Source organism: Psychrobacillus sp. OK032 (genome assembly GCF_900111345.1).
In the GTDB taxonomy this organism is placed as follows: domain Bacteria; phylum Bacillota; class Bacilli; order Bacillales_A; family Planococcaceae; genus Psychrobacillus.
The window spans coordinates 522,879-547,770 of sequence record NZ_FOGY01000001.1; the positions used below are offsets into that span (position 1 = coordinate 522,879).

Below are 24,892 nucleotides of genomic sequence, written 5' to 3' on the forward strand. Positions count from 1 at the left end.
AATACGTGCAGTTTTTGTTACAGCGTGCGCAATGAAATGTGTGAAATAAGTGCTGGGTTGTGTTGTGGCATCGGTTGCAGACGTACTTCTTTAATTGACCAAAAAAGGCTTGGTCTTCGTCTGTTTGGATGCCGGGTTTGAGGTGGATATGACCGCTTTCGATGTGGGCGTCGATGGCTTCGCACGGGAATGGGGTGTGCTCGCGAAGCCAGATGCGGCCAGTGAGAAATTGTTGCAATTGTTCTTTCATGGGCATTCTCCTTAGTTGGTTTTTGCCCATCCAAGACCCATCGAGCCTTCGCCTAAATGCGTGCCGATTACGGGACCGAAATAGCTGATTGTAAACTCTACGTTTGCTAGATTTGCTTCTAACTCAGTTTTCCATGCGATTGCTTCTTGTTCATTGTTTGCGTGTATGATAGTCGCTTGCAGTTTTGCGTGTTTGGTTGCGTCTTCTTGAAGTAGATCTGCAATACGTTTCATCGCTTTTTTACGTGTGCGCACTTTTTCGAAAGGCACGATGACTTTGCTTTCGAAGTGAAGGATTGGTTTCACTTGCAGTACGTTACCAATGATTCGTTCGATGCCGTTTAGACGACCGCCACGGTGTAGATGGTCAAGGTTGTCCACCATGAAGTATGCGCGCGTTGTTTGTTTCATGTTGTTTAGTTCTTGCATGATTTCATCTGGATGCGCACCCTCTTTTGCCATCTGTGCAGCTTTGAGCACGTAGAAACCTTGTACCATGCAGGAAATTTCTGAGTCGAATGTATATACGTTAAGGTTGTCCACTATTTGGCCTGCTTGTTGGGCACCTGCGAGAGTTCCGCTAATGCCGCTCGATAGGTGGATGGAAATGACTGCGTCGTAATTTGTGGATAGTTCTTCGAAAGTGCTGACAAAATCTCCGAGAGCGGGTTGCGACGTTTTCGGTAGCGTGCGATCATTTCGAACTTTGTCGTAAAATTCGGTTGCGTTAATGTCAATTTCTTCTTTGTAAGTGTCGTTTCCGATGACAACACTAAGTGGCACCATGTGAATGTCGAATTTTTCGCGAATTTCTTTTGGGATATATGCGGTGCTATCGGTTACGATTGCTGTCTTCATTTTGTGAATCACACTCCTATTGTTAATTTTACTGAATTGGGGTAGGAAATGGAAGCACAAAAATGCCCCGAACATGATATTTGTCATATATGCCCGGGGTGTTGTTTATTCAGCTGCTGAGTCTCCGATAAAGTAGACGCTTGTGACAAGCCATTTGCCGTCTTCTTTCACGAATACGGTTACTTGGCGACCAGTACGATCGAGTTTGGCACCGGAATCTGGTTGTTCTAGTGCGATATGGATGTTGGCGAAAACTTGTGCTTGTGTTTTATCGTATTTGATGATGGTTGTGTTGTCTGCTGTTCGGATTGTGTCGTAGTCGTTGAATGTTTGCTCAACTACTACTTTTTCATCGTCATAGTTGAAGCCTTCTGGATTTTTGGAAATAGTGTTCATGTAGCGATCGATGTCTTCTTCGTTGAACGCTTCCATGTATTCGTCAAAGGCTTTCAGTATTGCTTCTTTTTCCTTAGCTGGTACGTTTGTTGCTTCTTCGATGTTACCGCCAGCCATTTCGAAACCGACTTCGGTAGATTTGTCGTTTGCTCCGTGGTCAGTCGTTTTTTGAGTGTTTGTTGGGGCGATATCGTTTACGGACCCAGTATTCTGATTTGTATCTTCATTACTACCACATGCTGCTAGAAATAGTGCGATAGTTGCGATAGCTAGTGTTTGTTTGATTTTCATATGTGTATTTCCCTCCTGCTAGTGGATATTTTGTCATACTTATGACGAAAACTCAATTATTTAGTTTCATGTTAGATTAGGTGGAATATTCGGTGTTTTTGTTGTATGATTTTTTGGGAATGGAGGTGGACTTGACGAATGGTAAAAAAACAATATGCTTTATTAAAAAGATTACGCACACCACATATAAAAGAAGAAGATATCCGGAGAGACATTCACCAAATTGAGTCTGGTGTTCGCGGAGAAAATCGACTATTACAGAAATTAAACGAATTACGTTTACCGGGACCATTTCGAATTTTCTCAGATGTTGGTTTGCAATCTGGTGAGTGGAAAGTGCAGATAGATTGTTTAGTAGTAACTGACCGCTGTTGCATTGTGTTAGAGTCTAAAAATATTAGCGACGATTTGTATTTTAATGAGGACTCTGATGAATTTTATAAAGTAGATAAGAATGGCAGAGAAATAGCTTATCGAAACCCTTATTTTCAACTATTGAAACATATCCGATTTATGAAAGAGTTCTTCTTATTAAATTTCCCCGAAATGAACGTTACAGGTGCCGTAGTATTTACAGCCAAGTCCTGTAGGATCCGTCAGAAACCTACCCATTATCCCATTTTCAAATTAGAAAGTATTATTGAGAGAATCTTACACATGTATGAACTTCCATCTTCTTTTCGATTGAGCAATGAACAGCTAGACTCCGTTGAGCAAATGATATGGAAAAAGCAATCTACCTTTATCCATCGCCCCCTTTGTGAAAGTTATCATATTTCTCCCAATGAATTGATTCGAGGAGTGGAATGCCCAAATTGTGGCACTCTAGGCATGAAACGAACAGGGAAAACATGGACATGTACTAAATGCAATCATAGGTCTCGTGATGCACATAAAGATGCTGTGCAAGAGTACTTCTGGTTAGTGAATAAAGAAATAAGAAATAAAGATTTTCGTGTTTTTTGTCAAGTAGATTCCGTTTATGCAGCTTCCCGCATGCTGAATAGTATGGATTTACAGATTCATAGAGCTGGACCTAAGACATTTTATACACAGAAAAAGGATCGATGACTTTCTTCGATCCTTTTTTGTTGGTTGAGTAGTGAATTGCAAGGTAGCATCTCCGAATCGCAAAATACACTGCCAGAATCGCAAAATAATGGCTGCAAATCGCTAGATAGCCTCTCTAAACCGCAAGATCCGGTGACATTTTTTGCGAATCGCAAGGTACCACCTTCGAATCGCAAGATACAATGCCGGAATCGCAAAATAGAGGCTACAAACCGCAAGATAGCCTCTTTTAATCGCAAGATCCATCTCTCCACCCAAAATAAAAAATCCTCTTGCTCGTGAGCAAGAGGATTCACAATTATTATCTAACTTCAACCCAGCCATTTTTAATGCCGGTTACTACAGCTTGAGTACGGTCATTAACGTTCATTTTTTGTAAGATGCTGGATACGTGGTTTTTTACTGTTTTTTCGGAGATGAATAGTGTTTCTCCGATTGTGCGGTTACTTTGGCCATCTGTTAGTAATTGTAGCACTTCGCATTCGCGCTTTGTTAGTAAGTGGAATGGACGGCGAATTTCTGTTTGATGGAAGTTACCTTTGTTTTCACGTTCGCTTAGGCGACGGAATTCTGCTACTAGGTTGCGTGTTACTTTTGGATGTAGGTATGATCCGCCTTTTGCTACTACTTTAATAGCAGAGACGATTGCGTTTGCATCCATTTCTTTTAGCATGTATCCAAGTGCGCCTGTTTTTAGAGCGTGGGATACGTATGATTCGTCATCGTGAATGGATAGGATGATTACTTTTGCATCTGGAAATTTTTCTAATAGTTCAGCTGTTGCTTCTACACCATTTTTTGTTGGCATATTAATATCCATAAGTACTACGTCCGGGACGTATTGTTCATATAAACGAGTTACGTCATTGCCGTCGTCGCCTTCTGCCACTACTTCGAATGTGTCTTCGAAATCTAGGATGCGTTTTACTCCTTCACGGAATAGTTGGTGATCATCTATTATTATAATTTTTGTTGTCATGTATATTTCCTCCTAATAAAAACCCAATAGTTATTATTCGTCTTTTATTGGAATGCTGAACAAAATAGTGGTGCCTTTGCCTGGGGAAGAAATGATTTTCATGGTTCCTTCCAGCAAGTCCACTCGTTCTTGCATACCGATTAAACCAAATGATTTTTCTTTTGCAACTTGTGGATCAAAGCCGACCCCATTATCTTTGACGATAATGTTCATCTTTTGTTGCAACCATTCTATTTTTACCCATGCTTCCTTAAATTTTCCGTGTTTAATACTGTTCGTTAAACATTCTTGTACTAACCGGAAAATGGCTACCTCGAAATTGGGTTGCATTCGTTCTTCTACTCCAAATGCTTGGAAATTAATTTTTTTCGTTGGATTGTATTCCTCAATCGTTGATATGTATTTTCGAAGTGTCGGAATTAGTCCTAAATCATCGAGTGCCATTGGGCGAAGATCATAAATGATTCGACGAACTTCAGAAAGTGCATTTCGAACCATCGATTTTAGATCGATAATTTCTTTCATTGCTTCGTCTCCACCACGCTGCTCGTATGTAAGATTTATCAAATCTGTTCTAAGTAGTACATTTGCAAGCATTTGTGCAGGACCATCATGTATTTCACGAGAAAGTCTTTTACGTTCTTCCTCTTGGGCTTCGATGATTTTTAATGTGAAATCTTGTTTAATCTTTGCGTTTTCTAGTGCTTCTCCTACATTTTTCAAGTCAGAAGTTAAATAATTCATCACTATATTTACTTGGTTGACTAGTTGATCGGCTCGCTCAATCATTTCTAAAAGTCCTTGTAATCTGCGTTCTAATTCATCTCTTCGTAGCCTCAACTGCTTTTCCTCATTACGTTTAATGAGGAGTTTTATTTGAATTTCGTTTGCAGTTTCGTATGCACTACGTACTTGTGGCTCATCGTAAGAGTCGAAGTTTTTTGAGACTTCGGCTAATCGGTTACGCGCTAACCTTGAGTTCGTCTCAAGCGTATCGCCTTCTAAAATGACCACTTCGATGTTGCTTCGAATTATTTCTAACTCAACTTTCATTTCTTCGAAGCTTTGTCGACTTTGTTCGCTTATAATGAATATATCTCTTTTCGAATGATCCATTACTTCAACCATTCGATCGAAAATAACATCTAACGATTGAGTATTCAAATTCTTTTTCGTCATCTGTTTTTTTCTCCTTTAAGCATGCAAATGAGTCTCCATTCATAAATGCTACAAAACCTATTATAGCACTTAATAACTAAAAATAAATTAAAATTACTTTACAAGTATATTTCAAATGATACAGGGAGGAATTTTTTATGAGAAATGATTACCAGACAGTCAAAGGTTTTGGGGTGAGCGAGATTGTCATTCAAAAGTCACGCTTCCTCACATTTGTCGACCGTGTCGAAACCGAGCAAGAAGCACAGGATTTCATTAATAATATCAAACAACAGCATAGAGATGCTACTCATAACTGTTCAGCATACATAATTGGGGAGCATGATAATGTCCAAAAAGCGAACGATGACGGTGAGCCTAGTGGTACTGCAGGTGTACCTATGTTAGAAGTGCTAAAAAAACAAGGGTTAAAAGATACAGTAGTTGTTGTCACACGTTATTTTGGAGGCATCAAACTTGGTGGTGGAGGTCTTATTCGAGCGTATGGAAAAGCGACGACAGAAGGGATTGACGCAGCAAAAGTAGTAGAGCGAAAGTTGCATCATTTGATGAAAGTTCAGGTCGATTACACATGGCTAGGAAAGGTGGAAAATGAAGTAAGAAATTCTGCCTACCCGTTAAAAGAAATAAATTATGCAGATTCCGTCGAATTTTTCGTTTACACGATTGCGAATGAGGAAATCACATTTACAAACTGGATAATTGAAATGACGAATGGGCAAGCAAAAATCGAGGTTGTCGAAAAAGAATTTTTGGAATTTGATGTGAATTGAATTATACTTTTACATAAGAGGTGATGAAATGAAAAAGTTATCCATATTAATCCTGTTACTTTTTAGTTTAAGTGTAGCTCCTATGATTTCATCGGCAACTTGTCCAACTCCTGTGCTCTGGGACGGTGTGGAACTAAAATCGGGGCAAATCGGCCGAGTGCTCATTCAAAAGCCGACGACTATTTACAAAAATGTACAAGGCACTTTCGAGTTATCTCGAACGGTTCAACCGGGTGAAAATTTTCGAGTCTATGCAAATAAGTCTACTTATTACCATCTTGGTGGTGGCCTAGTTATTAAGGATGATGCATCGATTTTGTATCAAACACCTTCCAAAAACAAATTGACCTGTGCAAAGAATGCCTCTACATCGTTGACGATTGGGGATTCCGTCATATCTGTTACATCAAAGCTTGGGACAGTGCCAAAAAAGGTGAACAATGAATTTGGAACTTCCACTTCTATTTATCACCAAAATTATCAAAACTTTTATGCCATCAGTTTATTAAACAATAAAATTGCTTCTCTTTATACAAAAGATAAGCAGTACCAGGTGAATGGTGTGGCAATCTCGAATACAGTTAGCCAACTAGAAAATAGACTAGGTACGAATTATGAAACGACAGGCAATACTTATCCAGTCGAAATCATCACTTATCAATTACCGAAATATGAAGCTAACTTCTTTATCGATGTACATAACGACAATAAGATTTCTGCCATTCTCTTAGTAGATTATCAATTAATGAACAAAAATCCGAATTTATATCCAAAGAAGTCAACTTCCCTAGAAGCAAGTTATGAAACTTTGTTATTCGAATTGATTAATGCTGAAAGAAAGGTTCAAGGAGTTCCTGTTTTACAAAATGCTACTAAAGTGGCGACAGTTGCTAGAAAACATAGTGTGGATATGGGGACGAATGAGTATTTCAGTCATGATAATTTACAGGGGCAGTCGCCGTTTGATCGGCTTGCAATTGGTGGTGTACCTTTTCGAAATGCAGGGGAAAATATAGCGACTGGGTATACAAATGCTTATTTTGCTCATGAGGCTTTGATGAATTCGCTCGGACACCGTAAGAATATTGTAAGTACTGCGTATACACATGTTGGCGTTGGTGTTTTCTTTGCTAAGTGGACGTATGGATCGATTCCGTATTATACAGAGAACTTTATTAAGCCTTAACTAGATTAGTATTAGAAAAGTGAAACATCTTCTAAAGTACAAAACCTGTTTTGTATCGTTTTCGGAGGTCTTTGGACAGCCTTATCGCTATATCATTACCGATTGACTTTTAAGAGAGGCTGGTTCGTGACTGACGTCACGAACCAGCCTCTCTCTTCTTGGTAATCTTATTGCATTTGTCTGTCCGTCGCCCTCCTTCAACAGTACTAATAAGGTTAAGACCTTTTTGGATAATGAGTGAAAAAATGCTTTCCAACTCATAAAGGAAGCACCCGAATATGCAATTTCGGGTGCTCTAGTGCTTCTCTATACAATATATGCTATCTATTTTTTGGACATATACTCTTTTACAAGTAGAAGATAATTAGCAGAACTGCTCTTCTTAAAGATTCTTACTAGCTAACAATCCTTCCCTCTACCTTACCTGGTGTACAATCAAATTCATTTTCTTATTTTCTTTCAAAGTACCAATGACTTGATGCCCTTAAAAAGCATTTACTTCCTTCTCTTTTAGTTGTCTTTCTTTGATGATTATTTGAACACATTTAATTGATTGAAGCGGAAGGCGGCGACTCCTGCGGGATCAAGTGAGACAGATGAGACTTCACAACGTACGCGAAGCGGCGGTGAAGGCTCATCGCTCACCCCGCGGAAAGCGTCCGCCTGGAGCGCAAATCAGTGGAATTATTTATTAGAATCTACTCTTTAAATACCAGGAATACTGGGTTCATGCACACCAGTCTTACATACCATTAAAAAAAGTAGAGTAAAAGAGTCATGGAGATTCTCTTACTCTACTTTTATCTTATTCGCAATATATTTATTAGTACTTCTCTATCGTCGTACCTTGGTAGTAATGTTTTAGAATGCGGTCGTATGTCCAGCCTGCGTCAGCGCGGGCTTTTGCTCCCCATTGGCTCATTCCGATGCGGTGACCATATCCTTTACCTTTTACTGTAACAGACTCTACACCGCCGGTTGTTCCGGTTGAAGATACGATTCCTTCATTTGTTTGAATGTTGACATCTCCACTTGGAATAGTTTCTACACCGGTAGCAGTTTGAATAGATGCACCTGCTAAGGAAGAGATATCCGTTGTTCCATTTGATTGCTGTACGGAAAGTTCTGTCATGCCAGATGGTTTCGTGAAACTAACATCATACCAGCTAGATTTTAGGGATGCATTATTCGCATCTAAAAATACGTTTCTCATAACAGTTTCATTACCCGTAATCGTTTTTTCTCCGGCAGACGTTACAGCTGTTACAGCTGTAACTTCCCCATTAGAGCCGCCTTTTGTTAACTTCACATCTAACAAAGCATCGGTTGCACTGAATCCGAATTTCTTCAGAATATTTGCTTTTGAGATTGTAACCGACCAGTTATCGTATGGTGATTTTTCAATGGAATCATCTACAGATACGAATTGTGGTACTTGCGTACTGTTCCAAACTTCCCCGATATTTGCTGTTTTACCACCGCTTGCGGCATAGTAATATGCTTGTACTAGTTTGCCGTTTGATTTGATAACTAAATCTTTTGTTGCATCAACAGCCGAATTCGTGCTTTTTTGTTCGGATGTATAGCCTTTGTACATTTGGTCTTTTGTTGTACTACTTAAAATGCCAGCTTTACTTAATGTATAGCTTCTTGCTGCAATCGTTTGAGCTTTAAGTGCTTCTTGATGCCAAGAAGCATACGCTTCGTTTGGAATAACACCTTTTAGGTAGTTTTCCAAATCTAAGCGGTTAACGATTTGTACGCTAGAACCAGATTTTACAACGCTAAAGCTTCCTCGAAATTGTGTGCCAGTTGGTATTTTTCCAAGTGGTTGGGATGAAACTTCCGCTACTTTTGCAGACTTTCCTGGCACCCAAGAGGATACGCCTTGTTCGTCTGTAATCGAGTACCACACCTCGCCGTTTGCATTCGTAAATTCACTTACGAAGTTCGCACCTTGGAAAGCTTTATAGGATTTTTCTGTTTCATAGTCAGCAGTCGCGCCTTTTTTTCCATCGACATCCGATGTAAAGACAACCATTTTTTCATTGCCTGTTAACGCATGTAGTGCGAAACCATTCGCCGAGAACATAGATGCACCTGATTGATAAACCGATACTTCGCCGTTTACTTGCGAAAACGTAACCGGTGTATTTGGTAATGCGAAGAACATTTCATTCGTCGTTAAGTTTTCTAGTTTATAAATACCTGTTAAGTTAAGCGAAGTGGTGGAAGCGTTGTGAACTTCCACTCGGACTTGCTTGGAATAGCTTTCTTGCTTGTATGCAAATGCAGTATTTGAAACTGCTAAACTAAGTGCCACTACTGATAGACCAGTCATTATTTGCTTAAACAATTATTTCACCTCAGTTAGTGTACTTAGCACCCAACCTTTAGTTCCTTTAGCGGTTTGCACATTGTACCATATTTCACCATTAGCATTTTTGAAGGAATCCAAATATTTTAAAGAAGTTCCCTTCGCCACTAATTCAAGTGATTTGTAGTTCGTTGTAGCACCTTTTCTTACGTTCACTGCTTGTTTAGCTACCACTTCAGAAGGTACGACATTGCTCGGTTTTGTTGTTGTTACATCACCAGAGAATACCCAGCCTTTTACAGTAGCAGATACTTCTACGCGGTACCAAATGCCATTAGACGCTTTATGTTGGTCGATTACTTTTAGTCCTTTATTTGCTCCGTAAGTTGCTAATACTTTATAGTCACGAGTTGCGCCACTATGCACTTTTACACTACTGCTAGTTGTATATACCGTTGTCGGTAGACCAGTAGAAGGATCTGGTGAAGTAGTTGGCGGCGGCGTTACAACCGTTCCACCTTCTGCAACAGCTTTTTGTAATTGCTTAATAACTGCATCTTGTTCTGCGACTTGTTTTTCTAATGCTGCTACTTTTGTGTTTATTGGATTTAGTTGCGCTTGTACCCATTCAACGGAAGCAAGTAAAAGGTTTGAATTTGCTTTTGTAGCGCTAGGCACCGTAATTGTAAGTAGTAAACTTAAACCTAGTACTGCACCAGCCGTTGCTAAAAATTTCTTTTTCATCGTATACATTTCTCCCTCTTATTGTTTGAAATAGTTTTCTAAGCCTTTTCTAATTCCCGCTGCAGCTTTTTTCTGGAAAGCGGCTGAAGCTAGTTGCGCTTCTTCTGTTGGGTTCGATATAAATGCAAGCTCTACAAGAACAGAAGGAAGTTCGTTCATACGATTTACGTAAAATACTTGTTCTTTTACTCCACGATTATACGTGCCTATTGCTTTTACTAAATCCGATTGAATGCTTTTCGCTAGCGTCAAGCTTCTTGGACCATTAAAGTTAACCGTCGCATTATAATACGTTGTCGTTCCTTTAGAAGAGGCATTAAATGCATCTGCATGAATACTGATGAATGCATCGTAGTCCGATTTATTGGAAATGTCTGTGCGTTGTTTTAGCTCTAAGAATACATCCGTGCTTCTCGTTAAGACCACTTCTGCTCCGGCAGCCTCTAGTTCAGCTTTTAAAGCTTTTGCAGTTGCAAGTACAACGTCTTTTTCTCTCGTTCCTTTTGGTCCTACCGCTCCAGGATCTTTTGCACCGTGTCCAGCATCCAAGATAATTTTCTTACCTGCTAAGCCTTTTTGAACAACTTTAATAGTCAATTCTTTATCGTAATCTCGAATTGTATATGTGTAGTTAGGGTCAAACGTGATCAGTAAAACAGAAGTTCCACCAGATACTTTTTCCACTTTCATACTCTTAACGCCTTTAACAGATGATTTTATCTCGTTAATATCTGATAAATTACCAAATATGCGTAAAACGTTTGCAGATGGTGTGGAATAAGTAATATCGAATTTAGATGGCTTGGACCATACTAAATAGTTTTGACCATTTCTTACTTCTGTTCTACCATTCGATAATTGGATTGGTGAAATATCCGAAAGCATAGAAGCTTGAATCCAACCACGTTTTTCACTTTGTGTTTCAATATTTAACCAGCCATTCAATGAACGAAGTACTCGTACTGGTGTGCTTACATAAATCGTATCCACTTTTTTCGCAGTAGCACTTGCTCCATTGTATACAGTAGCTGTTTTTGTCCCATATTTAGTCGGGATATTTTCATTTACTTCAAAGTCTGGAACCCAGCCCTCTTTACCACCTGCATTAATTTGTATCCAAGTAGTCCCATCTGTAGCGACTAATTTGTTTAATACGGTAAAGCTTGTGTTTTTAGCAAGACCTTGCAGAACTGCGGAATTATAATTGCTATTTGCGTACAGTAAAGCATTAGCTCGTTTAATCGTCCCTTTTTCCCCTGCACCAGGTGTAACAATCGGTGTTTCTTCAACAGAATCTACGATGGACACTACTGATTGATGCAACCAAGCATCCCCACTTGTCGTGTTCACTTTATACCATTTTTCCGATTTATCATCCGTTGCATATTCATTTGAATCAAATAAATCATTTAGTCTGCTTTGTGTCACTACATCGAAATTAGTCCCTGGGCCTGAACGCATATTTGCTACAGATACAGAAACTTTCAAGCTATTATCCTCTTTAACTACATCTGCATCAGTAGATGGTGTTTCAGGTGTTGGGGTTTCGGGTACAGTAGAAACAGTTTCAAATGCACCTGCTGGAACCCACCCTTTTTTCCCTACTGCATAACTCACTTGGTACCATTTTTCTTTGGCAGCATTTGTAAACTCTTGATGAATCGATAATTTTGTTCCAACTTGAATTGTCGCAACCGTTTTATAACTTTTCGTTGCACCAGAGTGAACGGTTGATGTTTGACTCACTACCTTGTTTGCAATCGATGAATCTTCGAATGCAGAAGCAAGGATCCAGCCTTTTTTGCCACTTGCATAAGTGACCTGCAACCATTTTTCTTTAAGTGCATTTGTAAACTCTTGATGGATTACTAAAGTTGTCCCAGGTTTTACCGTGGAAACGACCGTGTAATTTTTAGTTGCTCCTTTATGAACGGTTGATTGATTGACAACTTTCATCGAAGTTGCTGTTTCACCAGCCGTAGCGTTTAATACAAATAAATCCGATGTTACCCAGCCTTTTTTACCGTTATATTCAACGTTAAACCATACTTCTTTTTGGGCATTTGTAAATGCACTTAGTACTTTCAATGAAGTGCCCGCTGGGATTGTAGCTACTATTTTATAGGAAGTTGTTGCACCGCTTCGCATATTCGCCGCGTTGTTTCCTATTTTTTGTGTCGTTCCCGCGTAAGAAATGCCAGAAGATGTGGACGCTGCTTTCACAGCAGTTTTAGCGGTTGGTTTTACAGGGTCACTAATAACCACTCCACCTTCGCTAGCTATAACGTTTATTTCAAATAGTTCCGATGTTACCCAGCCTTTTTCACCATTATATTCAACGTTAAACCATACTTCTTTTTGAGCATTTGTAAATGCATCTAGTACTTCCAATGAAGTACCCGCTGGGATTGTAACAACTTTTTTATAGGAAGTAGTTGCGCCACTTCGCATGTTTGCAGCATATTTCCCTATTTTTTGTGTTGTACCTGCTATTTGTTGAATTTCGTCTAAAATTAGAGATGAATTCGAAGCGGCATATGCAGTTGGTGAATCACTCGTAAGAAGATTAAGTGGCAAAAGAACAGAAGTTGCTAAGACAGATGATGCGATTACTTTTTTCATTTGTTCCTCCTTGAAACCTGTGTTTTCTCCATTTTAATGCACATATCCCTATAAAACAATCCAACTAATGTAATTAAATCCAATGTCATAGAATTGTAATATATAAAATAGAATTCTGTCGTGATAACTGAACACTAGATTCCCGAGGATAATAGATTCAAAATTACTGTAATATATCTCCAATAGCACTTGTAAATATTAACAAATAACTTTCTATTAAGTTACCAATATCTACTGGCTTTTACGTAATATATGAGCAAACCGCAAAATAGATTTCGCAAATCGCAAGGTCTTCTCTGAGAATCGCAAGATATATTCTACAAATCGCAAGTTCACCCTTGAAAATCGCTAGATATACGCTTTAAATCGCAAGATACCTTTTCTCTTTAAAATAAGCTTATCAAGTGCTAGGCTTTTTTTCCATACAAAAAAAAACGAACAGCCCGTTTCGGGCTGTTCGTTTTATTCTCCTATAGTTAAATCATGCACAGTTTTAGATTTTATTTCGCTTTGCGCATTTTGACCAAAATCATCTAAATTTAGTTGCAATTGTCTTTTTACTTCTTCTAGAGACTCTTCATCTATTATAAAATAAGATGTTCCTCGTATTGTGGTATCTTCGCCTTCTAATTTAAGTTGCTCGATTGGCGATGTTTTTATGTTTTGATACGTCTTGATCAATCCAAAATACTCTGAAGAAGGAATATTCGTTTTTACGTTATTACCAACGTCTTTGATCATATCATCAATGTTGCCAATATTACTTACACTTGTGGCTTTGTTAATAATCTCTTGTATTACTTGCTTTTGTCGGATATTGCGTCCGGCATCGCCTTGTGGATCTTTTTTACGCATTCGAACGTAAGCAAGTGCTTCGTTCCCATTTAAGTACATTGGACCTTCTGTATACTTCTTCCATTTTAAGCTACCTGTTAGCTGTGCGCTGAACGTAAATGGAACTTCTACATCGACACCGCCTACTGTATCTACGATATCTTCAAATCCTTGAAAGTCTGTTGAAACGTAATAATCGATTGGAACATCTAATATTTCTTCCAATGTATTAATTGTGTAGTTAATCCCTCCGAAAGCGTAGGAGTGATTAATTTTAGTCTGGTATCCTAAGTCTGGTACATAAACTCTGGAATCTCGTGGAATACTGACCATGGAGATTTTTTCTGTTTTAGGATTAATCGTTGCTAAGATTAAAACATCTGCTCGACCATATTTTGCTTTTTCTTCATTTTCAATACCTGCTAATAATATGGTAAATGCAGAGTCTTCTGCTTTCGCGTTTTCGATCTTATTTTCTGCTTCTTCTGTTGCATTCTTTTCTCTATCCAATGGTTCGTATATTTTATTCATTGCATTTTTTGTCTGAAAAGATAGATTGGTCGCAAATACGATCACGCCAGACAAAAGCACCATCGAAATGATAAGTATTGTATATAATAGTTTTCTTCTCGTCTTAGTTTTACGTTTTGTTTGACGTGAAGTAGTCATAATACTTCCCTACTTTACTGTTAAAATATAATCTCACCAATTATACATAAATTTAAGCTCTATGTATATGGTAAAGACCATTACTTCTTCGTAAGGTTTTGCAAAAGATCTTTTACGATTGACACCCAGCTATACTCATTTATCGCTAAATGTCTTCCACTTTCTTTCATTTCTTTCCTATTTTCTTCATCCATTTCGACAAATTGGAACATTGTTTCTGCAATGGAATCGACATTTTCCGGCTTCGCAACCAGTCCAATGTTGTTCTTCGTCACGATTTCGGCGCTTTCTCCTTTTCCACAGTAAAGAACTGGGACACCAGAAGATGCTGCTGGGAAAATTTTCGATGGACGCGCTCCTTCAAATAAAGCAATATCGCGTAACGGCACGATGCTTACATCTGTCACCGAAAATAGCTTCGGCATTTCTTTTAACGGTAGATGTCCTAAAAAATTAATATTTTGAAGTCCTAATTCTTTCGCTAACTGATGAAGTTTCTCTTCTTCAGGCCCTGCTCCCGCTATTAAGAAATGTGCATGTGGAACTGTTTCTTGCATTTTTTTTGCTGCATATAAAATAAACTCTAATCCTTGTGCGTAGCCAAGATTACCACCATAGGCAAAGACAAATTTGTCCTGTAATCCTAACTTCTCTACATACTCCGCATTTTTTTCTGTTGGTTGGAAAAAGTTCGTGTTTACGCCATTTGGTAAAACAAACACTTTTTCCTCCGGCTGCGAATGATTAATAATATAAGATTTAATGCCGTCTGTAGCAGTAGCAATTTTCCAAGAATGTTTGTATAAAAAGGACTCTAATATTTCTGCAAGCTTAATAAAAAATTTATTTTTTACGAGTCCTAATTTTACTGCAGACTCCGGCCAAACATCTGCCACATTAAAAACAAACTTCGCTCCTTTTAGTTTGGCACTAAGTAGACCAGTTAACCCTAAAAAGATTGGTGGTGAGTTTACAATGATGACGTCTACTTTTCCTGTTTTCATTAGCCCGTAAAAGGAACTAAATGTGAAGGAAAAATAAGAGACTAATCGTTTATAAAAAGTTCCCTTTTTCGAAGGGTAGATCCATGTACGATGGACAGGAATCCCGTCCCATTTTTCAAATTCATATTTTTTCCCTTTATACTCATCCGGAATAATCCCATGTGGATGATGAGGAAAGGCAGTAACTACTTGAATATCATGCCCTTGGGCAAGTAGTTCTTTACTAACCTCATACACACGGATTTGTGGGGCACCTGTTTCAGGTGGGAAATGTTGACATAAATATACGATACGCATAGCATTCACCGTTTTAATCTTTCAATTTATTCTTCAAGTACGCAAGTAACGGTTCTCTTAAATTATCCCGTTTCAGTGCGAAGTCAAAAGTTGCTTGTAAAAATCCAAATTTGTCTCCTACGTCATATCGTTTTCCTTCGAATATGTACGAGTAAATAGATTCTTTTGCTAATAATGAATCAATTGCATCCGTTAACTGAATCTCACCTTTTGCATCTGGTTGTACTTTTTCTAATTCCTCAAAAATAGCTGGTGATAATATGTAACGTCCTACAATCGCTTGGTTTGATGGAGCATTTTCAATAGAAGGTTTTTCTACTAAACGCTTCACCGTAAACAAGTTATTATCTGATTCACTATATTCGACGATACCGTATTTATGAACGTCTTCGTCTGGAACTTCATTGACACCTAAAATACTGCTCTCGACTTCTTCGTACTTATCAATCATTTGTTTTAAAGCAGGCACTTCTGCATCGATAATGTCATCTGGCAGTAGAACAGCAAATGGTTCGTTACCGATAAATTTTTTCGTGCATAAAATAGCATGTCCTAGTCCTAGTGGCTCTTTTTGACGCATATAATGAATGTCCACTAAGTTAGAAATATTTTCAACTGTCTCTAGTAATTCTAGTTTCCCTGTTTTTTTCAACAGAAGCTCTAATTCAATCGATTTATCAAAATGGTCTTCCATCGACTTTTTGTTGCGTCCTGTTACGATAATAATATCTTCAATGCCTGAAGCGATTGCTTCTTCAATAATATATTGTAAATTTGGTTTATCTACGATTGGTAGCATTTCTTTTGGTAAAGCTTTCGTTGCAGGTAAGAAACGAGTTCCAAATCCTGCTGCAGGAATGACCGCTTTTTTTATCATATTCCATCACCTTTCGAATTATCAGACTGTCTTGAAAACGCTTTTCAGTCGAGGCACTCAAGCACTGAAGCGGAAGCGAATAGAACTTAAGTTCATGAGCTTACAACGAAGTGCAAGTAACGAAGAATGAAAGCGTTTGTCAACAGTCTGAATTAGTATTTTTCATACAATGAAAGCATATAATGTGCATTATCTACCCAGCTATAATGCTCTTTCACGTGAGCTACTCCAGCTCTTCCCATGACAGCTCTTAAATCACTATTTCTTGCCAGCTTTTTAAATGCAGTTGCTAACTGGTCCGGACTATTTTTATCGACAACGATGCCAGTGACATCTTGAACGACTACTTCTGGTAAGCCGCCGACGTTCGATACGACAACAGGAACACCACAAGCCATTCCTTCTACAGCGGCAACGCCAAAGCTTTCACTGTCTTCTGTAGATGGTACAGCAAAAATCGACATTTTACGAATAATAGCTGGTACTTCTGTATTTGGAACTTTTCCAGTAAATGTCGTAACATCTGCTATTCGTAAATCTTTTGCTAGTTGTTCATACTCGGCTCTTTGTGGACCATCACCAGTTATTAGAAGTTCCGAGTTCGGAAATTCTTTATGAAATAAAGCAAACCCTTTGACCAAGTCTGCAATTCCATATTTGTCTTCTAATGCTTTTACGGTTCCGATAATAATCTTTTCATCTGCTTCTTGCCCATCTGGCGCAGGGTAAAATTGCTCAATATCTACTCCAAATGGCGTTACTTCTACTTTTTTCTTTGTATAAAGATTCGTTTCTTTCGCCATTACATGACTTGTTGAAAAAATAGCCGTTGCTTTTTCTAATGTATATTCAATCAGTTTTTGATTGAGCTTGCTTTTTTTAGGAACGACAAAAATGTCTTTACCCCATACGGATACGAAATACTTTTTATAATTAACCATAGCACCTAATAACCCATAACTGGATACATAATGTGCATGTAATATATCTGGATTCCATTCCTTTAGCAGTTTTTTAAGCGTCGGTGCCGCTGCTAAATAGGAAGCTTTGCTTGGAAGTAATTTAGGTAGGATCTCCGTCGGTACGAGTCTAGCGTTGTCCTCCGAATAATGATCCTTGAAAGTATATACCTTTACTTCAATGCCTTGTGCTTGATAAAACAATGCCCATTTTTGCGTATGGATCGACCTGCTTGGGGCTAATAATGCAATTTTCATTGTTGACCTCCTATGAGCGCTTGCGCAGCTTGTTCAGCACGTTCGTTCCATGCATGCTGCTGTAAAAAAGATTGTTGAATATTTCTTTTGTAAACTTCAAATTGGGGTTGAATGTCCTGCATCCCTTGGACAAGACTTGCTGCATCGTCTTCTGTGATTACTCCATAAGGACCTGACTTTATAAAGTCTTCTTGTGCAGAACAATTAGTCGCTATAATTGGTAGTCCTGCTGTTAAGTATTCTACTAACTTTATAGGAACAGCAAAATCGTTATAAATCGATCTTTTTCGCGGAATAAACGCAAAATCTACTTCTGTATAGACTTGTTGAAGCTCCGCACCACTTACATGTTTCAAATCGATATATGGTTTCGTTAGTTTTTCTTTATCTGAATCGCTTAGCCCTGTATATTCATCTTCTCTACAAACGATAACTAGCTCACCTTTTACGCTGTCTTTATTCAATAAATCAAACGATTCTACTAAAGTAGGTAGCCCGTAGTCATCATTATTAATACCACCAACGTATATACCTTTAAACGGCTTTTGGATTGCATTACTATTCGTCTTTATTTCCGTAAATCGTCCACCGGGTGGTAACGCCATTTTAGCAGTCTGAATGTTCACATACTTACCCATTGCGTCGCTCGGTAAAAAGACGGTATGCATATATTTGCCGTAAAATTTTTCTTCCTTTTTATAAATAGTTTGCATGATGAATTTTTTCAAGCCTTTTAACGAATACAACTCATCAAACTTCCAATAGACATCACGATAAAAGACGCCAATTGGCACATGATGTTTCTTTAACGTTTGAAAAACGGCTTTATCAATTTTCCAGTCTTTCGGTATATGTCCAGGATCAGTCAGCCATAATGGAATCGTTTGGTTTTCTGAGTAACAAAATAATGTCTGCTCGTATTTTTTCTCTTCTACTAACTTGTTCCACCGCTGACGACGTTCCGTACTCGTGCCAGAAATAACGATGAGCTCTAGGTCATTTTTTTTCGCATATACTTCAAATGCTTTGATCATCTCTACTGGACGGATCGCAGAACCACTTTTCGGATTCGCTGCAACCGTAAAAGGATAATAAATAATGATATTTTTCATGCCTTCACTCTTTTCTTTCCTTTATTCATGACAAATCGCCAAATGATATGAAAATAACCTTCCAATATGAACAATCCACCTAAAACAACGGTTAGTATAATCCAAATCGGATTAAAGAAGAAGTCAGAAACTCCTCCAACAAGCGTTCTTGGAATATTAATCGTGAAATAAATGAATAATGCAAGGACAACTGGTGTTTTCGGTAAACGTAAAAATACAATATAAAGTAATTGGATAACTATGGCAATGTAAATGATTGCTATAATGACACCCAAATAGCCAAAAGAGGCAAATGCTTCTCCTAAGAAAATAGTATTAAGTACTCCACCAGTTCCTTTGTCTATATTTTCTGGGAAGACATTTTCCATTACCATTCGTGCTGAACGAACTTGTTCTATATCAAAGATATTAGCGATAAAAGAAGGTAAACCTTTTGCTTCTAACATAGCTATGGAATGCGAAAAAGTATCCAAATGCAAAAAGAATGGGGAAATTTGTGCTAAAATAATTCGGCCGATTGGTCCGGAATTATACGATAAGAAGCTTCCTACTTCTGTCACACCTTGAATGGAAACATACATGATTACTAATAACACACTACCAGCTATTATATATCCACTTATTCTTCTCCAGTTCAACTTTAAACGTCCCGTATATACAGCTGCCAATAACAGCATGATGATGTAAAAGAAAATAGGAGACTTAGCTAAATCATAAATCGAGATTAACACAGAAGAAACAAACAACATGAAAAATACTAATTTCCAATACAATCCTTTTGATTGCGTAGCATATACAAACGCAATGATTGATAATACAGGAGTTAGAGCAATTCCAAATATATTTCTAATATAAACAGAAATTCCGCTAAATCCTCTTGCAGCACCAATTCTCATCTGCGCAAGGTCTTCTGTATTTCCTTTTAACAGCTCGAATATTGGTACCGTATTCGTTTTCAAAAGCGTATAAGCAACTGCCATAACAGAAATAGCAGCAAGTCCTCCAAATGCAAGTCTAAATATAAGTCTGTTCTTATCTACACTTGTACGAACGGGTTCATGTAGGTAACGATCAAATTCTAATGTTGCATTAAAACCTAAAATTCTTCCTACAACTAACTGCGTAAGTGGGAACAAAATCATCAATATCGTCAATAAAACAAATCCAATGATTCGATATTCCTCATGGTCCATTCTTTTGATCATATAGTAATCATCTATTCCTAAAGCTATTAATAATCCGCCAATATAACTGGAGATAAGGAAAGAATAATAATATACAATGGAAATCATATTTGGCTTTACAAGAGAAAGGCTTCCAGAGACCTTTTTAAAAAGGTATGTGGAAGCCACCACAGTAAAGAGCCATATGCTAAAAATTAACAATGCTCACACCTACTTTATTTACTACTTTTTAGTAAAGCTAAAACTTTCTCAGCTGTTTTTCCATCTCCGAATACAGGTGTATAAGAAGGGGAAACTTGTTTTTGTACAGCTTCTACGATTTTTTCTGTATCAGTACCTGTTAAAATATTTGCATCCTCGATCAATGTTTCCACCCATTCCGTTTGGTCACGAACAGTAACACAAGGAACTTCTGCAAAATATGCTTCTTTTTGAACGCCACCAGAATCGGTTACGATTTTCTTTGCACTCGTTTCTAGTGAAAGCATATCTAAATATCCGACTGGTTCGATTACTTGCAAATTAGGAATTTGATCTAGTTGGAAGCCGTAATCCTCTAATTTTTTCTTCGTACGTGGATGTATAGGCCATACTTTTGTTTCTGGGATTTGACTAAATGCATCTAAAATCGATTTCATACGTTCTACATCATCTGTGTTTTCAGCACGGTGAATCGTAATTAATAAATACTCTTTTGCCTTTAAATTTTCACGATCTAAAATAGTAGAAGTGGACTCCGCTAATGTTTTATTGTATAAAACTGCGTCATACATAACGTCTCCAACATTATAAACGCCTTCTGTAATATGCTCGTTTGTTAAGTTTTGAATAGCTGTTTCTGTTGGGCATAGAAGTAAAGTAGACACATGGTCCGTTAGTATACGGTTTACTTCTTCTGGCATTTTCTTATTAAAGCTTCTAAGACCAGCTTCGATATGCACAATTGGAACATGTAGTTTAGCTGCAGCTAGTGCACCAGCAAGTGTGGAGTTAGTATCTCCATAAACTAGTACATAATCCGGTTGTTCTGTTAAAATAATTTCTTCAATTTTAGCCAACATTTCACCAGTTTGTTTTCCGTGATTACCGGAACCAATACCTAAATGATAATCTGGTTTTGGAATATTCAACTCTTCAAAAAAGATATCCGACATATTCGCATCATAATGTTGCCCCGTGTGTACGATAAGCTCTGTTACTTCTTCGCGTATTACGCGTGATACTGCTGCTGCTTTTATAAATTGAGGTCTTGCTCCTAAAATTGTTAAGACTTTCATTTCGTCAGCTCCTTCATCATTTGAATCATATCTTTTGCTATAAATGCATTTATATTATATGGGTGCGTATACTTTGTACCATTCCTTTTAAAAGAAAGGGATTGTTTATATTGTTTATAAGTTGGATAGATTCCATACCATTCCATAGGTTCTTCGAAATATTGTCTATACAATTTTCGCTTACGATATACTTTCCGTAAAAGGGGGTAAAGTACGCCATATTTATTTTTCAATGAATTTTCAGCACCTGGTTTTTGTGGTGACGGATAAAAATCGGGATACATTTTATGCAATGCATAGTCGTACAAATACTTTTTATATTTCAAATCAGCAGGTATTTTACTAAAGAAATAAATTAACCGATCATCCCATAAAGGCATCGACCAATCTTGATCGAAATATTCATACACTCGAACTGAATTTATGATGAATTTAGCTTGTCTCTCTTTCCAGTTCCATTCGTCGATGATAGAAGTTACTCTTTCATTCGTTAATGTTTTGTATGCCGAGACGTCTTTTGTTACCGCTTTGCCGATGTCGCTAGTTGTATGGCTTAGTCCATTTGCCAGTTGCCATAATCGAAAATGCTTGGGTATAATGAAGTCCACTACCTCACTTGAAGTAAATTCTTTATCTAGAATTGCTTCATAAGGTAAATGACTGCCCCCTAAAAAGTCGAGAGAATGACCTGGTATGAATACAGCGTCTTCTAATCCTTCTTCTTCTACTAATAATTTTGTACTTGGGAAGTCTTGTAAGTGCGCTACAGATGTTCCGTTACAAGCATATACTACATAGTCTTTCCAAAGTTTAGATCTATATAAGTTTTCCCACATTGCTTTATCATAAGCAAAGTACTTCCATTTCAGGCCTAATCGGTCGGCAATTTCTTTACTAACTGTTGCTTCTCCATTACCAGGTCTACCATATGTAAACGTAATAATAGAATCTGAAAGACCTTTATCCTTTAATAGTAAAGCGATGATCCGAGAGTCATATCCTCCACTTAATGGGAGGATAATTTTACGTCCGGCTAGTCTTACTACTAAATCGTCGAATATATTATGTAGAATATGAGCTAGCTCTTCGGCAAAAGTCTCTATAGAATCTTGTTCCTTTTCCGCTACATACGAATAATAGGATTCCTTTGAAGCATTTTCTTTTAAACGAACAATTGTTGCGACCTCAAGTTGGTACCATCCGTCAAACAATGTTTTATCACCAGTCACAAAACCAGCTAACAGAAGCTCTTCCTCCGCTTCTTTGCGAATAGACATGGAAGCTTTTGGTTCTATATAATCCTGAACAATCCAATCATTTGTTTCGCTTTTCGTATAAAATAAAGGAATAGTTCTTTTTTTATCTGTTACCAAAATAACTTCATCTTCAGCTTGAAGGATTAACGCAAATTCTCCATTCCAAGCTGCTACTTCATTAAGTGATGACTCTTTAAATATATCCACAAAATTTTCATGGGTGACATATTGATTTTCATAGTAGAAATAACCTCTAAAAAAACCTTCATACCCAGCGCCTCGTATAGGATAAAAATCTTTATGCCTAAGGTTAGTTATACATTTGTTCGCCATGTCTTATCCCCCATTACTTTCTTTTCACTAAATATTTATCCATTCGAACGAGCAAAACTAGGATGACGAATACGATCCATACTCCTAAGATTAGCCAACTATTTAAATCATGTAATTGAATATATACAATTCCGAGTGTTGCTGCTATTAACCAAAAGATTGTCCAAGCCATTTTAAATCCGGAGAAAGGCACATAATATAGCTTTTGACTTTTACGGAATACCATAAATAATGCTAGACAGTACGCTGCTATATATGAAATGACAGTTCCCCAAATAATCAGGTGTGGAACGAATATAAAATTCAATACAATCGATACAATTGCTGCTATTCCAAATGCTATAGAAATATGCTTCGTCTGTTTAGAGTAAAATATCCCTGTGGAAACAATCATATAGTAAAAACTTAAAAATGTTGCAATTGAGATTGGTGCCACATATTGAAATGCAATTCTAAAATTCTCTGGCATAACTAAAATAATCCATGGCATGAAGGTTGCTAAACCTAAAACTCCGAAACTACCAATTATTAAAAAAGCAGCATATAATGTTGCAAATAATTGAGGGCTATCTTTTTTATCCTTCAAAGACATAGAGAAGGGTCTCCAAGCTAGCTGTATTCCACTAGTCAATAAAGTTATAAAGGTTGCAAACTTAATAGCTGTCCCATAAATACCCACATCATCTAACGTGCCATATGCTCGAATAAAAAAGTTATTGGCATTGGCAATAATCCAAAAGGCTAAAGATGCTGGCACTAATGGAGCTGCGTAAACTAATATTTTCTTTAGGATAACCTTATCAAACAATGGCTTTAAATATACTCTGACAGGTTTTATTAAGACTAGGACAATAATAGCTACACTGATTAAACGAGCTACAAGTATACCTTCTAAAGAAGTCCAAACAAACATTAAGAAAAGGATGGAAACAACCGCTATTAATAGCATTTTACCTATCGTTGTAAAGACCACTCTTTTTGTATGGAACTCATATCTTAGAATAGTTAAAACTAGTGTAACAACTGTATCTAAACATAGTGTACCTAAAGCAATATAAAATAGTTGAGAGTAGCCCGCAGTTTCTAAAATTAATGCAGATAGCCAATCGCCACCGATTAAAAACACAATTATAAGTAAGACAACCATGGATAAACGGAATGTCATAACCGAACGAACATACTTTTCACGTGTCTCTTTATCTTTATACTCAAAATAATAATATGCTAGAGCCGAGTCAGTTCCGAATATCACTAGGAAGGTGAGCATAGATACAGTGGTATCTACCATTTGAAGCAAACCAACTAGCGATGTATCAACTAAATAATGAGCGTACAACGGAAAGAGGATGAAAGCTATTAGTTTAGTTCCTACATTCATAAATGCGTAAAGGAGCGAATCCGCTCCTAAACGTTTTAGCTGAGAAAACACTTAGAGTAGTTCCTCCTCAGGTACATTTTTCATAATTTTTGCAGGGAATCCTTTAATCAATGTTTTTTCTTCTGTATCTTTAGTTACTAACGCGCCGGCTGCTACAAATGTTTCTTCAGCAATTGTAATACCTGGCAAGATGATAGAAGCCCCACCAACACGAGCCCCACGTTTTACAGTTGCACCTTTAATCTTATCAAAGCGTGCTTCTGTTCTACCCATGAAGTTATCATTCGTTGTAGTCACACATGGTGCGATAAATACATGATCTTCTAAAGTAGAATGTGCTGTAATATAAGAGTTCGATTGAATTTTCGTACGGTCACCAATTGTTACGAAGTTCTCTACTGTAACATTACGTCCGATTATAACGAAAGAACCGACTTCCACATCTTCACGCACAGTTGCTAAGTCGGCAATTAGCGTACTTTCGCCGACAATAGCTCCTCTATACACAATTGTATTTGCTCCAATTGTACATTCTTTTCCAAGTTGAAGCGGTGGAATTTCTTTTGTAATTTGCATCGTACTAGTTTTTGCTGGTTTTGGTTGTTTCCCAACTACCGCTCCATCATCAATGGATGTACCATCACCAATAATAGAATCAGCATGAATCGTTACTCGATTACCAATGCGAACATTGGCACCAATTTTCGCTCCTTCTTCTATAACAGAAAAATGACCGACTGTTGTATTTTCACCTAGTTCAGCAGTTTCATGTATAAAGTTCATGTTCAT

At 37.6% G+C, this 24,892-nt stretch carries 21 protein-coding genes; 4 read left to right on the forward strand and 17 right to left on the reverse strand.

The genetic code is table 11. The features are described from left to right. The first annotated feature begins 94 nt into the window (after window positions 1-94). Complete coding sequence (locus BMZ04_RS23095; protein WP_369802615.1) at window positions 95-265, forward strand: hypothetical protein; 171 nt, start codon at window positions 95-97, stop codon at window positions 263-265. On the opposite strand, the gene BMZ04_RS02495 is transcribed toward BMZ04_RS23095, so the two are convergent. Together BMZ04_RS02495 and BMZ04_RS02500 are read right to left on the reverse strand one after the other, a co-directional pair. Beyond that, window positions 262-1,107, reverse strand: a complete 846-nt coding sequence (locus BMZ04_RS02495; protein WP_093264853.1) for a DegV family protein — start codon at window positions 1,105-1,107, stop codon at window positions 262-264. The genes BMZ04_RS23095 and BMZ04_RS02495 overlap by 4 nt on opposite strands. A gap of 105 nt (window positions 1,108-1,212) precedes the next feature. Continuing rightward, entirely contained in the window at window positions 1,213-1,794 is a 582-nt protein-coding gene (locus BMZ04_RS02500) for a YybH family protein (protein ID WP_093264856.1), read from the reverse strand. A gap of 138 nt (window positions 1,795-1,932) precedes the next feature. On the opposite strand from BMZ04_RS02500, the gene BMZ04_RS02505 reads away from it, so the two are divergent. Then, window positions 1,933-2,865 (forward strand): nuclease-related domain-containing protein, encoded by a 933-nt coding sequence (locus BMZ04_RS02505; protein WP_093264858.1) that lies wholly within the window; start codon window positions 1,933-1,935, stop codon window positions 2,863-2,865. A gap of 301 nt (window positions 2,866-3,166) precedes the next feature. Here BMZ04_RS02505 and BMZ04_RS02510 read toward each other — a convergent pair whose 3' ends face one another. Both BMZ04_RS02510 and BMZ04_RS02515 read right to left on the reverse strand, forming a co-directional pair. Next, window positions 3,167-3,844 carry a response regulator gene (locus BMZ04_RS02510; RefSeq protein WP_093264861.1) on the reverse strand — a complete coding sequence of 226 codons (678 nt, stop codon included), beginning with the start codon at window positions 3,842-3,844 and terminating at the stop codon, window positions 3,167-3,169. A 33-nt stretch (window positions 3,845-3,877) separates the two neighbouring features. Next, window positions 3,878-5,023, reverse strand: a complete 1,146-nt coding sequence (locus tag BMZ04_RS02515) for a sensor histidine kinase (protein WP_093264864.1) — start codon at window positions 5,021-5,023, stop codon at window positions 3,878-3,880. A gap of 137 nt (window positions 5,024-5,160) precedes the next feature. On the opposite strand from BMZ04_RS02515, the gene BMZ04_RS02520 reads away from it, so the two are divergent. Beyond that, a complete protein-coding gene (locus BMZ04_RS02520) occupies window positions 5,161-5,796 on the forward strand; it encodes a YigZ family protein (protein ID WP_093264866.1) in 636 nt (211 codons plus the stop codon). Window positions 5,797-5,824: 28 nt separating this feature from the next. Beyond that, window positions 5,825-6,982: a CAP domain-containing protein gene (locus BMZ04_RS02525; protein WP_093264869.1), complete on the forward strand. Its 1,158-nt coding sequence runs from the start codon at window positions 5,825-5,827 to the stop codon at window positions 6,980-6,982. An 823-nt stretch (window positions 6,983-7,805) separates the two neighbouring features. Here BMZ04_RS02525 and BMZ04_RS02530 read toward each other — a convergent pair. The 13 genes from BMZ04_RS02530 to BMZ04_RS02590 all read right to left on the reverse strand — a co-directional run bounded on the left by BMZ04_RS02530 (window position 7,806) and on the right by BMZ04_RS02590 (window position 24,886). Then, window positions 7,806-9,338: a SpoIID/LytB domain-containing protein gene (locus tag BMZ04_RS02530; protein ID WP_093264872.1), complete on the reverse strand. Its 1,533-nt coding sequence runs from the start codon at window positions 9,336-9,338 to the stop codon at window positions 7,806-7,808. After that, window positions 9,339-10,043, reverse strand: a complete 705-nt coding sequence (locus tag BMZ04_RS02535; protein WP_177184287.1) for an SH3 domain-containing protein — start codon at window positions 10,041-10,043, stop codon at window positions 9,339-9,341. Window positions 10,044-10,061: 18 nt separating this feature from the next. Beyond that, window positions 10,062-12,665, reverse strand: a complete 2,604-nt coding sequence (locus tag BMZ04_RS02540; protein WP_093264878.1) for an SH3 domain-containing protein — start codon at window positions 12,663-12,665, stop codon at window positions 10,062-10,064. Between the two features lie 462 nt (window positions 12,666-13,127). Further along, window positions 13,128-14,168: an LCP family protein gene (locus BMZ04_RS02545; RefSeq protein WP_093264880.1), complete on the reverse strand. Its 1,041-nt coding sequence runs from the start codon at window positions 14,166-14,168 to the stop codon at window positions 13,128-13,130. An 80-nt stretch (window positions 14,169-14,248) separates the two neighbouring features. Continuing rightward, on the reverse strand, window positions 14,249-15,469 hold the full coding sequence (locus tag BMZ04_RS02550; protein ID WP_093264883.1) for a glycosyltransferase family 4 protein: 1,221 nt from the start codon (window positions 15,467-15,469) through the stop codon (window positions 14,249-14,251). 13 nt (window positions 15,470-15,482) lie between these two features. Continuing rightward, window positions 15,483-16,346: a UTP--glucose-1-phosphate uridylyltransferase GalU gene (galU, locus tag BMZ04_RS02555; protein ID WP_093264885.1), complete on the reverse strand. Its 864-nt coding sequence runs from the start codon at window positions 16,344-16,346 to the stop codon at window positions 15,483-15,485. 152 nt (window positions 16,347-16,498) lie between these two features. Beyond that, window positions 16,499-17,563, reverse strand: a complete 1,065-nt coding sequence (locus BMZ04_RS02560; RefSeq protein ID WP_093264888.1) for a glycosyltransferase — start codon at window positions 17,561-17,563, stop codon at window positions 16,499-16,501. Then, on the reverse strand, window positions 17,560-18,675 hold the full coding sequence (locus BMZ04_RS02565; RefSeq protein ID WP_093264890.1) for a glycosyltransferase: 1,116 nt from the start codon (window positions 18,673-18,675) through the stop codon (window positions 17,560-17,562). Before BMZ04_RS02565 ends, BMZ04_RS02560 begins: the two co-directional genes overlap by 4 nt. Further along, window positions 18,672-19,967, reverse strand: a complete 1,296-nt coding sequence (locus BMZ04_RS02570) for an oligosaccharide repeat unit polymerase (RefSeq protein ID WP_255367758.1) — start codon at window positions 19,965-19,967, stop codon at window positions 18,672-18,674. Before BMZ04_RS02570 ends, BMZ04_RS02565 begins: the two co-directional genes overlap by 4 nt. Before the next feature lie 107 nt (window positions 19,968-20,074). After that, entirely contained in the window at window positions 20,075-21,136 is a 1,062-nt protein-coding gene (gene wecB, locus BMZ04_RS02575; protein ID WP_093264895.1) for a non-hydrolyzing UDP-N-acetylglucosamine 2-epimerase, read from the reverse strand. Then, window positions 21,133-22,725: a 7-cyano-7-deazaguanine synthase gene (locus BMZ04_RS02580; protein WP_093264900.1), complete on the reverse strand. Its 1,593-nt coding sequence runs from the start codon at window positions 22,723-22,725 to the stop codon at window positions 21,133-21,135. The genes wecB and BMZ04_RS02580 overlap by 4 nt, the downstream gene beginning before the upstream one ends. Window positions 22,726-22,738: 13 nt before the next feature. Continuing rightward, a complete protein-coding gene (locus BMZ04_RS02585) occupies window positions 22,739-24,154 on the reverse strand; it encodes a lipopolysaccharide biosynthesis protein (RefSeq protein ID WP_093264905.1) in 1,416 nt (471 codons plus the stop codon). Next, complete coding sequence (locus tag BMZ04_RS02590) at window positions 24,155-24,886, reverse strand: acyltransferase (RefSeq protein WP_093264908.1); 732 nt, start codon at window positions 24,884-24,886, stop codon at window positions 24,155-24,157. Window positions 24,887-24,892: the final 6 nt, after the last annotated feature.